The organism is Egibacteraceae bacterium (assembly GCA_040905805.1).
In the GTDB taxonomy this organism is placed as follows: domain Bacteria; phylum Actinomycetota; class Nitriliruptoria; order Euzebyales; family Egibacteraceae; genus DATLGH01.
In genome coordinates this window covers 1-15,319 of the sequence record JBBDQS010000095.1, presented here as the reverse complement: position 1 = coordinate 15,319, position 15,319 = coordinate 1, and the positions used below count along the sequence as shown (strand labels likewise).

Here is a 15,319-nt window from a genome sequence, read left to right as displayed (position 1 = left end):
CGGGCGGGGGGTCGTGGGCCTCATTGCTGGACCGCCTCCTCGATGATGTCGGCCAGGGCCGCCAGCTCGTGCTCCTCGAAGCGGTCGGTGTGCAGGTAGGGCAGCTCCAGGCACGGCAGGTCCAGCGCGCCGGCAAGTCGCTCGCGCATCCGGTCCTGCAGTCCCAGGCGGGCGAGGTGGCGCTCGCCCAGCGCCCGCAGGTCCGCGGCGGCCTCGGGCGCCACGTCCAGGCCGGCGTCGGCCAGCACCGCGACGAGCTGCGCCGCGTCCAGGTCATGGAAGGCGGCCTTGGCATGGTCGTCGAACCGGTCCGGCAGGACGCGGTTGACCAGGATCGGCCCCAGCGTGACGCCGAGCTCGCGCAGGGCCGCCGCGCTGTCGGCCGTCTCGCTGACCGGCATCTCCTCGAGGAGGGTCACCAGCTGCAGGTGGGTCCTGCCGGCGTCCAGGAGCATGTCCACCACCGACTGGGCCTGGGTGCGGATCGGGCCGACGTTGACGAGCTCGGTGGTGGCGTCGGGGGCCCGCAGGAAGTTCACGATCCGTCCGGTGGGCGGCGCGTCGACGACGACGAGGTCGTAGTGGAAGCGCCCGTCCTCGTCCCGGCGGCGCTCCATCTCCTTCACCTTGCCGATCAGCAGGACGTCCTTGATCCCGGGGGCGGCGGTCGTGGCGAACTCGACGGCGGTGGAGCCCACGACCAGCTTCGAGAGCCGCCGGGCGCCGTAGAACATGTCGAGGTACTCGACCAGCGAGGCCTCCGGGTCGATCGACATGCCGAACAGCCCCGGCCGGAACTGGTGCTCGGTGAAGTCCCACGGCTCCGTGCCGAACAGCCGCGCCATGGTCTGGCGGCCCTCGACCTCCACGAGGCAGGTGGTGCGTCCCGTGCGCGCGCTGGCCACGGCCAGCGCCGCGGCCACCGACGACTTGCCGACCCCGCCCTTGCCCGTGACGAACAGCACGCGGGGATCGAGCAGGTTCGTGACGTCCACGGAGCGGCTCTCCTGACGGTGTGGGTGCCCCCGGTTCGCAGTCGCACCCGTACCCGGCTTGCCGGGCCGGTACGCGGTGTCCGGCGCGGCCTCTACAATCGCACGTATGACTCCCCGTCGTCTCGTGCGTCGGCTGCCCGCCAGCGCCGCCGGCGTCCTCCTGCTCGCCGGGCTGCTCGTCGGTCTGCTGGCGGTCACCGTCAGCGCGCAGGACGGCGCCCCCACCATCACCATCGTCGAGGTGGACGGTCTCCTCGACCGCTCGACCGCGGCCTTCCTGACCGACGCGCTCGCCGACGCGCAGGCCGACGCCGACGAGGTGTTCGTCGTCTCGCTGGACAGCCCGGGGGCCCTGCGGGTCTCCGGCGACGAGCTCGCGGCCCAGATCGCCGGCTCCGAGGTGCCCGTCGTCGTGTGGGTGGGCCCGCCGGGGGCCGCGGCGGCCGGTGCGGCGGCGACGCTCGCCGAGGCCGCGCACGTCCTCGCCCTGGCGCCCGGTTCCACGCTCGGGCCGGCCCGGCCCGGCGCCCTGGACGAGGGCACGCCGGCGGGCCCGGCGGTGACGGTGTCCGCCGAGGGTCTGGCCGTGGACGTCGACGCCCCGTCCGGCGCGCGCGTGCTGGACGAGGCCGAGATCCTGGACGAGGACGTCGCGGCGATCGTGGCGCCCCGGCTGAACGACGTCCTGAGCGAGCTCGACGGGCGGCGGGTGACGGTGGCGGGCGCGACCCGCACGCTCGAGGTCGACTCGTCGGCGGTGCACGTGCGGTTCGCCAACCCCGGCCTGTGGCGGCAGATGCTGCACGGCCTCGCGAACCCATCCCTGGCCTATGTCCTGCTGCTGTCGGGCGCGCTGGCGCTGGCCTTCGAGATCTTCCAGCCGGGCTTCGGGGTCGCCGGGGTCTCCGGGCTCGGACTGCTCGGCTTCGGCCTCTACGGGGTCGTGTCCCTGCCGGTGGCGTGGTGGGCGTTCGCCCTCGTGGCCGTCGGTCTGGCCCTGCTGGCCGCGGACCTCGCCGTGGGCGGACTCGGACCGCTGACCGCGGTCGGGACCGGCCTGCTGGGGGTCGGCTCGTGGTTCCTGTTCACCGGGCCCGACCTGGTCGCGCTGCCGGCGTGGTTGGCGCTCCTCGGCACGGCCTGCGCCGTGCTCTTCTTCGTCCCCGTGATGACGATGGTGCTGCGGGCCCAGGGCAGCCAGGCGATGGCCGGCGCCGAGCAGGTGGTGGGCCGCACGGGGATCGTCCGGTCGATGCTGAACCCCGAGGGGCACGTGTTCATCGACGGGGCGCTGTGGCGGGCCCGGGCCCCCGAGGCGGCCGGCAGGGTCAAGACCGGCACGCAGGTGCGGGTCGTGGGGTTGAACGACCGCCTGACCCTGGACGTGGAGCTCGTGGACGCGCCGCAGGAAGCCACCCGGTAGGGTTTCGCTCGACGCGTCGACGCGTCGACGCTTCGACGCCTCGACGTCTCGACGTCTGGGTTAGGCTGCGTCGCAACGCCGCTACCGAGGGGGCTCCAATGGAGATCGACGGGATCCTGCTGTTCGTCGCCGTGCTGGCGGCCTTGCTGTTGGCCCTCGCTGTTGCGGCCATCAAGATCGTGCAGGAGTACGAGCGCGGCGTGATCTTCCGCCTCGGCAAAGTCCTGGAGGGCGCGAAGGGCCCCGGGCTGTTCTTCATCGTGCCGATCATCGACAAGATGGTGAAGGTCAACCTGCAGACGGTCACGGTCAACGTGCCCTCCCAGGAGGTCATCACCCGCGACAACGTCACGGTGCGCGTCGACGCCGTCGCCTACTTCAACGTGGTGGAGCCGGTCAAGGCCGTCGTGGCCATCCAGAACTACATGTTCGGCACCTCGCAGGTGTGCCAGACGACGCTGCGCAGCGTGTGCGGCACGGCCGAGCTCGACGAGCTGCTCGCCGAACGCGAGCGGCTGAACTCGCAGATCCAGCGCATCGTGGACGAGCTCACCGAGCCGTGGGGCGTCAAGGTCACCCTCGTGGAGATCAAGGACGTGAACCTCGGGGCCGACATCCAGCGGGCGATGGCCCGCCAGGCCGAGGCGGAACGCGACCGCCGGGCGAAGATCATCAACGCCGAGGGGGAGTTCCAGGCGGCCGAGAAACTGCAGGAGGCGGCGGCGGTCATGGCCGACGAGCCGATCGCCTACCAGCTGCGCGTGCTGCAGACCCTGAACTCCGTGGCCGCCGAGAACAACTCGACGCTGGTCCTGCCGATTCCCATGGAGCTGCTGATGGGCTTCAAGGGCCTGAGCGACAGCGCGAAGGACTGACATGGGGGATCGCCCGAGCGTGCGAGGGCGATGAAAAAGACCCTTTCGTACGACGGCGAATCGTCGTAACCTCGCCCCCAGCATTGCGTAGCAGTCACACCGAGCAGTCAACCTCTTGGGGGGGCCGTACCTCGTGGGTCGGAGCATGGCATCGTTGCCGTTGCTGCAGACGGCCCTGTCTGCAGCGTGGCAGGAACACGGCCTGTGCCGCAGCATCGACGCGGGGGTCTTCTTCCCCCCCGTCCAGTTCGAGCCCAAGCCGGAGCGCGAGGCCCGGGAGGCCGAGGCCAAGGCCATCTGCGCGCAGTGCTCGGTGCGGGTGGAGTGCCTGGAGTGGGCACTTGATGCCGCGGAGCAGTTCGGGATCTGGGGCGGGCACTCCGAGCTGGACCGCAAGCACATCCTCGCCGGCCGGCTGAAGGCGTGCTGAGCGCCCTGCGCGGCACCCGGTCGTGACGATCGAGGAACGCCTGGCGGCGCTCGGCATCACGTTGCCGGCCCCGCCGCCCGCGGCCGCGGCCTACGTGCCGTGGACACGCAGCGGCGACCTGGTGTTCACCGCGGGTCAGCTCCCCCTGGACCACGGGGAGCTGGTCGCCCGCGGCGTGCTGGGTGACGGCCTGGACCTGCCGACCGGCCGGCGCTGCGCCCGCGCCTGCGCGGTCAACCTGCTGGCCCAGATGCGCGCGGCCGCGGGGGACCTGGCACAGGTGCGCCGCGTGATCAAGGTCACCGTCTTCGTGGCCAGCGCGCCCGCCTTCACCGACCAGCACCTCGTGGCCAACGGCTGCAGCGAGCTGCTCGCCGAGGTCCTCGGTGAGGCGGGCCGCCATGCGCGCGCAGCCGTCGGCGTGGCCTGCCTGCCGATGGGCGCCCCCGTCGAGGCCGAGGCCGTCGTCGAGGTCGCGTCGGGCTGACCGGCGCGCTCGGGTCAGGCGCTCATGGAGCGAAGCGGTGGCGCCTCCATCAGGTGCGGCCCAGCCGGGCCTTGGTCTCCTCGACGTCCATGCCGTGCAGGTCCAGCAGGTCTCGTCGATGAAGGGCAGGCCACGCGGAAGATCACGAAGTTGAGGTCGGGGAAGTTGGCCGCGGCCCCGTCCATGTCCCAGGTCTGGGTGTGCTCGATCGGCTGCGGCCCGAGGGGCACGCCCTTGTGGACCCCGATGAGGTCGATGCCGAGCTCCTGGGCCTTCTCGACCTCGTCGAGGCGCTCCGGACCGCTGCGCGACCGCCACATCCGGCACAGCAGGGAATCGCCTCCGCTGGCGCTCCGGCGATCCCCAGGTCTAGCCACCAGGGCGGTCGCTGCGCGACCGCCACATCCGGCACAGCAGGGAATCGCCTCCGCTGGCGCTCCGGCGATCCCCAGGTCTATCAGCGGACGTGGCGGACGTCGCCCTCCCGGCGGGTGACACCCCGGCGGTCCAGGGCCTCCAGGAGCGGGACGGCGTACTTGCGGCTGGTCGCCAGGACCTCCTTGGCGCGCGCCGCGGTCAGCGGGCCCTCGGCCCCGTAGGCGTCGCGCAGCAGCGTGACGGCCTGCGCGAGCGCGTCGGCGGTCACGGCGAGGTCGGGGCCGAGCCGCACGAGGTCGCCCGCCGCCTCGAGCTCCCGCACGAGCGCGGGTGAGGCGCCGGCGGCGCCGGCGGCGCCGTCGAGCCCCGGGGGGGAGAAGGGGTCGGCGCCCAGCGCGTCGAGCAGGGCGCCCTTCGCGCGCTCCTGCTCGGGATCCAGGCGCACCGCGTGGTCGGGGGCGCGCAGGCCGGGGCCCTCGGCGACGACCGCGCCCCGGGCCGCCAGCGCGGCGAGCAGGTCGGCGATGCGGGCCGTGGGGCAGCCGGCCTCGGCGGCGGCACGCGCGGCGAGGCTCTTCGGGGCCACCCGGTCGACGGGGTGCTCGCGGTGGTAGGCGCGCAAAGCCCCGCCGACCGCCTCGCTCCATGCGGTGATCGCGTCGGGGTGCGCCCATGCCGCGCCAAGTGGCACGAGGCCGGCGGCAGCCGCCGCGGCCGCCGCCCCCTCGGACGTCAGGCCCGTGGCGGCGGCGGTGGCCTGCGCCACGGCGGCACCGCGCTCGGCGACGTGGCAGCCGAGCAGCCGCGCCCGGTCACCGGCGACCAGGGCGTCGCGCCTGGCCTCCAGCGCCGACGCCCGCACCGCGCGCTGCGCCCCGCGAGGACGGGGCGGGGGGTCGGGGTCCAGGACGATCCCACCGCCGATGGTGGCCTGCCGACCTGCCTCCCGCAGCACGAAGCGGTCCCCGGCGGCCAGGGGGGCGGGCTCGTCCAGCTCGACGCGGACGTAGCCCTCGTCGGTGATCCTGCCCGACAGGGGGTACAGCCTGCCGACGCGCTCGCCGGATCCGGCGTGCAGATGCCAGGCGCCCCGGCGGTCGATCACCTGGCCGGGCAGGGCCCGCACGTGCGCGTCGAAGCGCTCCACCGCCAGCCACTGGCCGGCGACGCCGAGGGCGTCGCCGCGCCGGACGCCGGCGCGGTCCACCCCCGACAGGTTCACCGCCACGCGGCTGCCGGGGGCGGCCTCGTCGACCGCGGCCTTCAGCGACTGCAGGCCCCGCACCCGCACGGGCCGGTCCCCGGGCAGCAGCACGAGGTCGTCGCCGACCTGCAGGCGCCCGCCCGACAGGGTGCCGGTGACGACCGTGCCGGCACCCCGCACGGAGAACGCCCGGTCGATCCACAGGCGCGGGCGGCCGGCGTCGGCGGGCGGCGGGGTCGCGTCGAGCACGGCGGCAAGCCGCTGGCGCAGCTCGTCGAGTCCTGCGCCGGTGACCGCGCTGACCGCCAGGACGTCGACGTCGGCGAACGCGCTGCCACCCAGCTGCTCGCGGGCGAGCTCCTCGGCCAGCTCCAGGGTCTCGGCGTCCACGGTGTCGGCCTTGGTGATCACCGCCAGGCCCCGGCTCACCCCGAGCAGGTCGAGGATGTCGAGGTGCTCCTGGCTCTGGGGCATCCACCCCTCGTCGGCGGCGACCACGAACAGCGCCAGGTCCACCGCGCCCGCCCCGGCCAGCATGTTGCCGACGAAGCGCTCGTGGCCGGGCAGGTCGACGATGGCGACCGTGTGGTCGCCGAGACTCGTCCACGCGAAGCCGAGGTCGATCGTGAGCCCGCGTTGCTGCTCCTCGGCGAAGCGGTCCGGCTCCATGCCGGTCAGCGCCTTCACCAGGGTGGACTTGCCGTGGTCGACGTGCCCGGCGGTGCAGATGACCCGCATGCCGGAGAGCCTACTGCGGCAGCGTGGACCGGTGGGGCGCGCAGGAAGCCTTGCCGTCGCGGCCGTCCCCGGGCCCTGCCGTCCCAGCTTTCCCGCGCCCGCGCGGGAAAGCTGGGGCGGGTGGCGCTTGGAGGGGTGCCTGGGGGCGGAGGTCGCCTGCGCTTTCCCGCGGGTGTCGTGTCGCCAACGGGTGGGGGGCCCGCTTTGATGGGCCCGCAGCTGTCGCCATCGGCACCGGCCTGGCCTGGCGCCTGGAGGGCGCCAACGCCCGTACGCCGTGGACGGGGCCGAGCCTACTGCGGCGGGGCGTCGGGGTCGGGGCCGGCCACGAGGCGGTGGACCTCCTCGGCGGCGCCCTGGCCCGTCAGGACGACCAGCTCGTCACCGGGTTCGAGCACGGTGTCGCCGTTGGGCATGATCACCTCGCCGCGGCGCTGCACGCTGGTGATGATGGTGCGCGGCGGCCAGGCCACCTCGCGCACGGCCCGCCCGGCGACGTCGGCGGTGGGGGCCACGACCAGCTCGACGAACTGCGTGCCGGCGAGGTCCCGAAGCCGGGAGGACTGCTGGCGCTGCTGCACCCCGAGGCTGCGGGTGACCGCGCGCTGGTAGGCCTTGACGATGTCGGCACGGCCGACCATGCCGACGAGCCGGCTGTGGTCGTCGGCGGCGACGACCGGGACGCGCCCGGCGTCGATGGCGCCCATCCGCCGCACGGCCCGGAAGACGGGGTCGTCGGGGGTGACGGTGACCACCCGGCGGGTGCAGATGTCACCCACGGTGCGCTGGCGCATGGCCATGATGTCGCCGGTGACGGTCATGGCCTCGTCGTCGGCGCCGCCCGGGTTCGCGGCGCGCGCGAGGTCGGCGATCGTGACCACCCCGATCAGCCGGCTCCCGTCGACCACCGGGAAGCCGTGGCGACGGGTCCGGCGGAACTCCGCCTGGAGGTCGCCCACGGTCATCGAGGGCGGCACGGTGGGGGGGTCGGTGACCATGATCTCGCCCACCCGCACCGTCTGCATGATGTCGATGTCCTCGGGTTCGCCGTACACGATGCCCCGGCGGGTCAGCGGCAGCGTGTAGGCGGACTCGCGGTCGAGGCGGTCGGCCAGGAACGTCGCGATGCCGGTGGCGAGCATCAGCGGGAGCACCAGGCCGTAGTCGCCGGTCAGCTCGATGGCGATCAGGATCGCGCTCAGCGGCGCGCGGGTGGTCGCGCCGATCACGGCCGCCATGCCGACCAGTGCGAACCCGCCGGGCGCGACGCCCGCCGCCGGCAGCACCACCGCGGTCACGTGCCCGAACGCCCCGCCGAGCGCCGCGCCGAGGAACACCGAGGGTGCCACCGACCCGGCGGAGCTGCCGGTGCCGAGCGTGAGGGCGGTGGCGACCAGCTTGGCGACGAGCAGCAGGACCAGGAAGGCGGCCGCGGACAGGCCGGTGCCGCCGACCTCGCCGGCGAACATGCCCGCGATCGGGTCGGTGACCACCCCGAGGACGGCGGGCAGGCGGTCGCCCGTGCCGAGCACCTCGGGGACGGCCAGCGCGATGAGGCCGACCCCGAGACCGCCGGTGGCGGTCCGCAGCGGCGGCCAGATGCGGACCCGCTCGGCGACGGTGGACACGAGCCACTCGCCGCGCACGAGGGCGATGCCGACGCCGGCTGCCGCCAGACCGAGCACCACGTACAGGAGGAGCTCGCGGGGGTCGGCGAGGGTGAACGGCGGCGGGTTGTAGATGAGCTCGGGCCCGATGATCTGGCGCGCCGTCACCGACGCGACGACGCACGCGACGACGACGACCTGCAGGTAGCGCGCGCGGAAGCCGCCGAGGATGACCTCCAGGGCGAACAGCATCCCGCCGATCGGTGCGTTGAAGGAGGCGGCGATGCCGGCGCCCGCTCCCGCGGCGATCAGGGCGCGCTTCTGCTCCTCGTCCAGGTTGAACAGCCGCCCGGCGGTCGAGCCGACCGCGCCGCCGATCTGCACGATCGGGCCCTCCCGCCCACCGGAGGCGCCGGATCCCAGCGCCAGGCCGCTGGCCAGGAGCTTGCCGGGCGCCACCGCCGTGCGCATCCGCCCACCGTGGAGCGCGATGGCGGTCATGACCTGGCTCACCCCCGACCCGCGCGCCTCGGGCACGGCGTACATGAGCAGCATCCCGACGAGCAGGCCGCCCACCGTCGGGGCGAGCACCACCACCACCGGGTCGGGGCCACCGGCGAACGCCACGGCCTGGACCAGGCGGATGAGCTCGATCAGGGCCACGGCGAGCAGGCCGGTGCCGAGCCCCACCGCGGCCGCCAGCGCCACCAGCAGACCGTCGCTGGTGCGGTCCGTGGACGCCAGGCTCCGTACCCGCCGCACGAGCGGATGCTCCCTCAGCCGCGTGGTCGCCATCGCGCGGCAGCCTACGCCGTGCGGGGCGGCACGGCCGGTGTGCGGGGATCGTCGGGGATGGGTGCTACGGGTGCAGGGCGGCGGTGAGGCGCTCGGCGAGGAGGTCGTCGGTCTCGGCGGGCACGGTGCGCAGGTCGATCCAGAGGGCCCCGTCGTCGACGCGCACGATGATCGGCGGATCGCCGGCACGCAGCGCGGCGGCGACCGCGTCGGGGCGCTCGGCACCCACGCGCGCGACCGGCGAGGGGACCGAGAGGCCGGGCGCGGAGCCGCCGCCGACCAGGGTGGCGCCGTCGGCCACCTCGCCGCCGAGGCGCTCGGCCAGCGCCGACACGCGCGTCGCCAGGACCCCGGCGTCGGCGTGCAGCATCGCCCAGGTGGGCACGTCCCCGCCGCGCAGGTGCTCCTCCAGCGTGGCGACCAGCGCGGCCACCCGCAGCTTGTCCAGTCGCAGGGCGCGGGCCAACGGGTGGCGCCGGCAGCGCTCGACCAGGTCGGCGCGCCCGACCAGGAGGCCGGCCTGGGGGCCCCCCAGCAGCTTGTCGCCGCTGGCCAGCACCAGGTCGGCCCCCGCTGCCAGGGACCCGCTGATGCTCGGCTCGCCGGCGAGCCAGTCCTCCGGCCGGTCGGTCAGCAGACCCGACCCGACGTCGTGGACCAGGGGGGCGCCACGCGCACGGGCGATTTCGGCCAGGGCCTGCACGCCGGGTGCCTCGGTGAACCCGCTGATGCGGAAGTTGGACGGATGGACCTTCAGCAGCAGCGCGACACCCTCCACGTCGTAGTCGCCTGCCCGGGTGCGGTTGGTGGTGCCGACCTCGATCAGGCGCGCCCCGGACGCGGCCATGATCTCGGGCAGGCGGAACGACCCGCCGATCTCCACGAGCTCGCCGCGGCTGACCGCCACGTCGCGCCCGAGCGCCAGGGCCGCCAGGCTGAGCACCAGGGCGGCCGCACAGTTGTTGACCGCAAGGCCGGCCTCCGCGCCGGTGGCCTCGGCCAGGAGCGGATCCAGGCGCGCCCCCCGGGAGCCGCGCCGCCCGCTGGCCAGGTCGTACTCCAGGTCGCAGTAGCCGGCCGCGTCCGCCATCGCCTGCCGGGCGGCCGCCGAGAGCGGCGCCCGACCGAGGTTGGTGTGCACCACCACGCCCGCGGCGTTCACCACCGGCCGGGGGGGCCCCGGCCGGCGCGCGTCGAGGTCGGCGGCCGCCGCCGACACCAGCGCAGCCACGTCCGGGGCCGCACCGCCCTCGGTGACCAACCGGTGGCGCGCCGCCTCCACGCCGCGGCGCAGCGCCGCGGTGACAGGCCCCCGCCCGTACCGCGCGACGAGGTCGCCCGCCTCGACCACCAGGTCGTCGATGCGGGGCAGCCGGGCGAGCGCGGAGCGGTCTGGCACGCCGAGACCCTACCGTCTGCGCTTGCCCTTGCGGACCTTGCCGACCTGCGCGTTGGCCTCGCGCGCCTTGCGCACCCGCGGCTCGGTCAGGCGCCGCATGAGCAGCAGCTGGCCACCGATGAAGCCCGCCACCAGCCCGATCGCCCCACCCGCGGTGAACTCCAGCCCCGTCGTGGCCGCCAGGAGGGCGAGCGCGAGCAGGCCGCCCGCGGCCAGCAGCACCCCGAACCGCAGATGCACCCGCAGCGGGTTGGCGAGGTAGCGGTCGGCGTGGGCGACGGCGGCACGGGCCAGCCTGGCGTCGGGCAGCCGGTCACCGCGCTGCACGGCCTGGCGCACGGCCAGGCGCTCGCGCCAGTCCAGCGGTGTGTCGTTGCGCTCGACCATGGCGACAGCCTCGCTGCTGCGGCGGGGTTCGTCCACCGCGCCCGCCGGGTGGCTAGCATTGCGGGCCCATGGGCACTCTCCGGCTGGACGAGCTCACGACGGTGGTGCGGGCCCCCAACCCATCGCCGATGACCCTCGAGGGGACGAACACCTACCTGCTGGGGGCGCCGGGCTGCGGCGAGCTCCTCGTCGTCGACCCCGGCCCGGATCTGCTCGAGCACCGCCGGGCGGTCGAGGGCGCGGCAGCGGACCGTGACGCGGCCATCGTCGCCGCCGTCGTGACCCACCACCACGCCGACCACGCCGAGGCGGCGGCGTGGACGGAGGATTGGGGCGTGCCGCTGCTCGCGTTCACCCCGGCGCTGGTGCCCGCGGCCGAGGTGGCCCCGCTGCGTGACGGCGACGTGGTGCGGCGTGCCGGCATCGCCGTGGAGGCCGTGCACACCCCCGGCCACTCCAGCGACCACGTGTGCCTGCGGGTGGCGGGGACCGGAGCGGTCCTCACCGGGGACCACGTCCTCGGCCGCGGCACGAGCATGGTCGCCCATCCCGACGGGGACATGGCCGACTACTGCGCGTCGCTGCGGCGGTTGGCCGGCCTCGGTGCGCCGATCCTGTACCCCGGCCACGGGCCGGTGGTCGACGACCCGAGCAGCGTGGTGACCGCCTACCTGGAGCACCGCGAGGAGCGCGAGCGCCAGATCCTCGCGGGGCTCGCGGCCGGTGACCGCACCCCGGCCGGTCTCGTGGCCCGGGTCTACGCCGACGTCGACCCGGCCCTGCACCCCGCCGCGGAGCGCAGCGTGCGCGCGCATCTGGACAAGCTGGCGGCGGAGGGCCTCGTCGAGATCCGCGCGGGCGAGGTCCTCCCCCGGTGACCGCTACCATCGCGGGAAGCCGATGGAAGGCCACACCGTGACCGCCGCCGATCTCCCGTCCGCTCTGTCCGTCGCCGCGAACCCGAGCCAGGCGCATCTGCGGGCGTGGGTGGCGCAGATGCCCAACGCCGCCAAGACCGAGTTCGGCAACTACAACGTGCAGGCCCGGGTCACGGCGCGGTCGGCGGGGTCGACGTTCGTCGTCACCGACGACCCGTCCAGGACGGCCAAGCCCACCATGGCCCGTGCGGAGTACGAGCGGGTCGCCCGCCGCCAGGACGACTACATCCGCACGGCGGACATGGTCCTGGTGGAGGGCTACATCGGCCCCGAGAACTCGCCGATGAAGCGGCCTGCGCGCGTCTACGTCGAGCGGGCCAACGCCAACATCCCGGCGATGCAGCAGCAGCTGTACTACCCGAAGGACGCGGACTGGCGGGCAGCGGACGCGCTCACCGTCATCTACACGCCCAGCTGTCCGGCGCAGGGCTACCCCGACGACCGGCTCGTGGCCATCGACCTGGACCACTGGGTGACGCGGGTGTTCAGCATCGACTACTTCGGTGAGTCGAAGATGGGCGGGCTGCGGATGTGGATGGAGTGGGCCTTCCAGCAGGGGGCGCTGGCGATGCACGCCGGGGCGAAGGTCATCCCGGTCGACGGCGGCCACCGCGTCGCGCTCATCATCGGGCTGTCGGGGACCGGCAAGACGACCACGACCTTCACCCGCCAGAACGGCTCGCTGCCCGTGCAGGACGACATCGTCGCCCTGGTCGAGGGCGGCGGGGTGTTCTCCACGGAGAACGGCTGCTTCGCCAAGACCTACGGCCTGGACCCGCGGGACGAGCCGACGATCCACGCCGCCCTCGCCTCGCCGGAGGCCTGGCTGGAGAACGTCGCCGTCGACGAGGCGGGCAAGGTGGACTTCTTCGACGACTCCTACACCGCCAACGGTCGCGGCACCTTCGCGCTGGACGCCATCGAGCACTTCGACCCACGCAAGCTCGGCACGGCCGACTTCCTGTTGATCCTCAACCGCGCCGAGCACATCGCGCCGGCCGTGGCGCGGATGACGTCGGTCGAGCAGGCCGTGGCCTACTTCATGCTCGGTGAGACGAAGGGCACCAGCGCCGGCGGCACGGCCGAGGCGGGCAAGCGCCTGCGGGTGCCCGGGACCAACCCCTTCTTCCTGGGCCACGAGTTTCTCCAGGGCAACCGTCTGGGCGAGCTCATCCGCTCCATGGACTACGACTTCGGCGTGCACGTGCTGAACACCGGGCGTGTCGGGGGCGACGAGGACGTCCCCGGGTCGAAGAAGGTGGGCATCGCACACTCCTCGGCGATCGTGAAGGCCATCGCCGAGGACACGGTCACGTGGGAGCGTGACCCCGATTTCGGCTACTTCGTCGCGGCCGACGTCCCGAGCTTCCCCGACCCGGAGATCCTGCAGCCCCGGCGCCTCTATCAGGCACAGGGGCGTAGCGAGGAGTACGAGGACCTGGTCCGCACGCTCAAGCAGGAGCGGCGGGCGTACCTGGCCGGCCACGCCGGGCTGGACCCCGCGGTGGTCGACGCGCTCGGGTGACAACGGCGGGCGTGGGACGCGCTTTTGCATTCCCTAGGAGGGAAGGTTAGGTTTCCCTAACTTAGCCAGGGGATGTGCTGCTTGCCAGCCCCTGGCTCCATCCCTCGCCTTCTCGCGAGGCACCCAAGGAGGACCACCGGTGTACCCACGCCTACGCTATTTGGCAGTCGCGCTCGTCGCGGCGCCACTGATCCTTACCGCCTGCGCCGATGCCGACCTCGACGGTGAGGACACCACGACAGAAGACGCCAGCGGATCCGACTCCGACAGCGCCGGCGATCCCGACCAGGGCTCGGCGTCCGGCGAGCTCGGCGGCTACGAGCCCGTGTCGGATGTGGATGCCCACGCCCGGCTTGTTTTGGACATGTGCGAGGTCAACGAGGCGCTGCCCGGCGATGGCGAGCTCGACGACGAGGCGGTCCGCGCCGCCTACACCGAGGGTGGCAGCTCCCAGCGCGGGGACGGCTCGAACCGGACCTTGCAGGGCGCCGCGACGGGCGGCCACGACGAGCCCCTCTGGAACCGCTACGCCGAGCACTTCGGGAGCGATACCTTTGCCGACGACTTCGTGACCGCAGCGCTCGAGGGCACCGGGGAGTTCGACGGGGAGCCCGACGGGGTGCGTCGCCAGGGCATCCAGAAGGGCATCCAGAACCAGGTGTTGATGGCGCACGTCTTCCACGAGCTGGACGCGGCGGCGGCGAAGGTGCAGGCCGGCGAGACCGACGCGGCCGAGGGCGCCCCCCACAACGTCGACGAGGCCTGGGCCTTCTACCATGGCGCGGATCCCAACTGCGCTCCCTACGCGACGGCGTCCAAGCGGGGCGAGGACTTCGGTACCGGCGAGGCGGTCAACGAGTCGTTGCTCGCGGCGACGGAGCGCATGCGCGACGCCGCCGGGGAAGGCGACCAGGCCGCCTTCGAGGAGGCCTACGACGAGTTCGTTTCCACTGCGCTCGTCACCTACGTGCAGGCGACCATCAAATACGGCCAGGTCATGGGGGAGGACCTCGCGGGCGGCGACCAGGAGGCGGCCCGTGTCCACCAGGCCGAGGGCTACGCCTTCTGGCGGGTCCTCGCCCCCTTCATCGCCGAGGCCGACGCCGCGGCCGCCGAGGAGATCGACGCTGTGCTGGCCCTGACCGCGGAGCCGACCGAGGGGGAGGGGGATGCGATCCGCGCAGCGCTCGAGGGCGTCTATGCCGACCTGGGCATCGACGAGGAACAGGTCGGCGAGTTCCAGTCGTCCTAGCGGTGGCTACACCGAACCCTGCAGGACGGTGCCACCGGTCGGTGCGGGCGAGCCGCCGTGGGGCTCGACGGTGACCGCGGCGGACTCGGCCCCGGTCACCGACCCCTCCACCACCGTCAGGGCCCGGCCGTGGTCGTCGGGGTCGAAGACCGTGGCCGGGACCGGGGTGCCGTCGTGGTACAGCCACAGCTCGTAGGTGGAGTCGGGGGGCAGGGGCGCCAGGTCGCGTGCGACGAACACGCCCATGTCCAGCCGGGGGGAGTACACGAAGCGGCCGGCAGCGCCGCCCTCGGCTGCGAGCGGGCGCGTCTTGGCGTCGGGTGCCGCCAGTACGGCCAACGCCCGGTCGTCGACCACGGTGGTGGGCGCTGCCGCCTCCAGCTCGCCGAGGCGCTCGTTCATGGCGACGGTGACCCCCGACAGGACGAGCAGCGCGACGGCCAGCGACGCCGCGACGCCGCCGAGCACCATCTCCAGGAGGCGACGCCCCGACCGCTGTGCCGGCGGCGCCCCGAGCTGGGCGGGCGGGGCCTGGCGCGTGACGTCGACCGCGCGCAGGACCTGCTCGCGCAGCACCGGTGGTGGCGCGTCCGCGGACGCGCTGCCGAGCAATGCGGCAGTGGTGGCGAACTCGTCGACCTCCAGGTGGCAGGCCTCGCACACGGTGATGTGGCGCTCGAAGAAGGCCCGCTCGTCCGCAGGCAGGGCGTGCAGCGCGTACGCGCCCGCCATGGCGTGCACATCGGCGGTCATACGCGCACCCCCAGCGTGTCGCGCAAGCGGATGAGACCGTCACGCAGACGGGTCTTCACCGTCCCCAGGGGGGCACCGAGCAGCTCGGCGACCTCCCGGTACGTGTGGCCGCCGTAATAGGCGAGCTCGATCG

At 73.9% G+C, this 15,319-nt stretch carries 14 protein-coding genes; 7 read left to right on the top strand and 7 right to left on the bottom strand.

Going from position 1 to position 15,319, the window contains the following annotated elements:
- Positions 1-20: 20 nt before the first annotated feature.
- A complete protein-coding gene (locus tag WD250_10800) occupies positions 21-995 on the bottom strand; it encodes an ArsA-related P-loop ATPase (GenBank protein ID MEX2620697.1) in 975 nt (324 codons plus the stop codon).
- A 106-nt stretch (positions 996-1,101) separates the two neighbouring features.
- On the opposite strand from WD250_10800, the gene WD250_10795 reads away from it, so the two are divergent.
- The 4 genes from WD250_10795 (at position 1,102) to WD250_10780 (ending at position 4,210) form a co-directional block, all read left to right on the top strand.
- Positions 1,102-2,418 carry an NfeD family protein gene (locus tag WD250_10795; GenBank protein ID MEX2620696.1) on the top strand — a complete coding sequence of 439 codons (1,317 nt, stop codon included), beginning with the start codon at positions 1,102-1,104 and terminating at the stop codon, positions 2,416-2,418.
- 98 nt (positions 2,419-2,516) lie between these two features.
- On the top strand, positions 2,517-3,293 hold the full coding sequence (locus WD250_10790; protein ID MEX2620695.1) for a slipin family protein: 777 nt from the start codon (positions 2,517-2,519) through the stop codon (positions 3,291-3,293).
- Between the two features lie 145 nt (positions 3,294-3,438).
- Positions 3,439-3,723, top strand: coding sequence for a WhiB family transcriptional regulator (locus tag WD250_10785; GenBank protein ID MEX2620694.1), 285 nt, complete (start codon positions 3,439-3,441; stop codon positions 3,721-3,723).
- Between the two features lie 22 nt (positions 3,724-3,745).
- Entirely contained in the window at positions 3,746-4,210 is a 465-nt protein-coding gene (locus WD250_10780; GenBank protein MEX2620693.1) for a RidA family protein, read from the top strand.
- Between the two features lie 14 nt (positions 4,211-4,224).
- Here WD250_10780 and WD250_10775 read toward each other — a convergent pair whose 3' ends face one another.
- The 5 genes from WD250_10775 to WD250_10755 form a co-directional block, all read right to left on the bottom strand.
- Positions 4,225-4,587 carry a hypothetical protein gene (locus WD250_10775; GenBank protein ID MEX2620692.1) on the bottom strand — a complete coding sequence of 121 codons (363 nt, stop codon included), beginning with the start codon at positions 4,585-4,587 and terminating at the stop codon, positions 4,225-4,227.
- 80 nt (positions 4,588-4,667) lie between these two features.
- On the bottom strand, positions 4,668-6,530 hold the full coding sequence (gene selB / locus WD250_10770; protein MEX2620691.1) for a selenocysteine-specific translation elongation factor: 1,863 nt from the start codon (positions 6,528-6,530) through the stop codon (positions 4,668-4,670).
- Between the two features lie 293 nt (positions 6,531-6,823).
- On the bottom strand, positions 6,824-8,932 hold the full coding sequence (locus WD250_10765) for a chloride channel protein (GenBank protein ID MEX2620690.1): 2,109 nt from the start codon (positions 8,930-8,932) through the stop codon (positions 6,824-6,826).
- A 64-nt stretch (positions 8,933-8,996) separates the two neighbouring features.
- The gene (gene selA, locus WD250_10760) at positions 8,997-10,331 is read right to left on the bottom strand and encodes an L-seryl-tRNA(Sec) selenium transferase (protein ID MEX2620689.1); all 1,335 of its coding nucleotides are present in this window, start codon (positions 10,329-10,331) and stop codon (positions 8,997-8,999) included.
- Positions 10,332-10,340: 9 nt separating this feature from the next.
- On the bottom strand, positions 10,341-10,718 hold the full coding sequence (locus tag WD250_10755; GenBank protein ID MEX2620688.1) for a hypothetical protein: 378 nt from the start codon (positions 10,716-10,718) through the stop codon (positions 10,341-10,343).
- Positions 10,719-10,786: 68 nt separating this feature from the next.
- Here WD250_10755 and WD250_10750 point away from each other — a divergent pair, with 68 nt between their 5' ends.
- The 3 genes from WD250_10750 to WD250_10740 all read left to right on the top strand — a co-directional run bounded on the left by WD250_10750 (position 10,787) and on the right by WD250_10740 (position 14,433).
- Positions 10,787-11,596 carry an MBL fold metallo-hydrolase gene (locus tag WD250_10750; GenBank protein MEX2620687.1) on the top strand — a complete coding sequence of 270 codons (810 nt, stop codon included), beginning with the start codon at positions 10,787-10,789 and terminating at the stop codon, positions 11,594-11,596.
- Positions 11,597-11,618: 22 nt separating this feature from the next.
- Positions 11,619-13,181, top strand: coding sequence for a phosphoenolpyruvate carboxykinase (ATP) (locus tag WD250_10745; protein MEX2620686.1), 1,563 nt, complete (start codon positions 11,619-11,621; stop codon positions 13,179-13,181).
- A gap of 139 nt (positions 13,182-13,320) precedes the next feature.
- Positions 13,321-14,433: an FEA1-related lipoprotein gene (locus WD250_10740; GenBank protein MEX2620685.1), complete on the top strand. Its 1,113-nt coding sequence runs from the start codon at positions 13,321-13,323 to the stop codon at positions 14,431-14,433.
- 6 nt (positions 14,434-14,439) lie between these two features.
- Here the strand turns inward: WD250_10740 and WD250_10735 are convergent, their stop codons facing one another.
- Positions 14,440-15,186, bottom strand: a complete 747-nt coding sequence (locus WD250_10735; protein MEX2620684.1) for an anti-sigma factor — start codon at positions 15,184-15,186, stop codon at positions 14,440-14,442.
- Between the last annotated feature and the right edge of the window lie 133 nt (positions 15,187-15,319).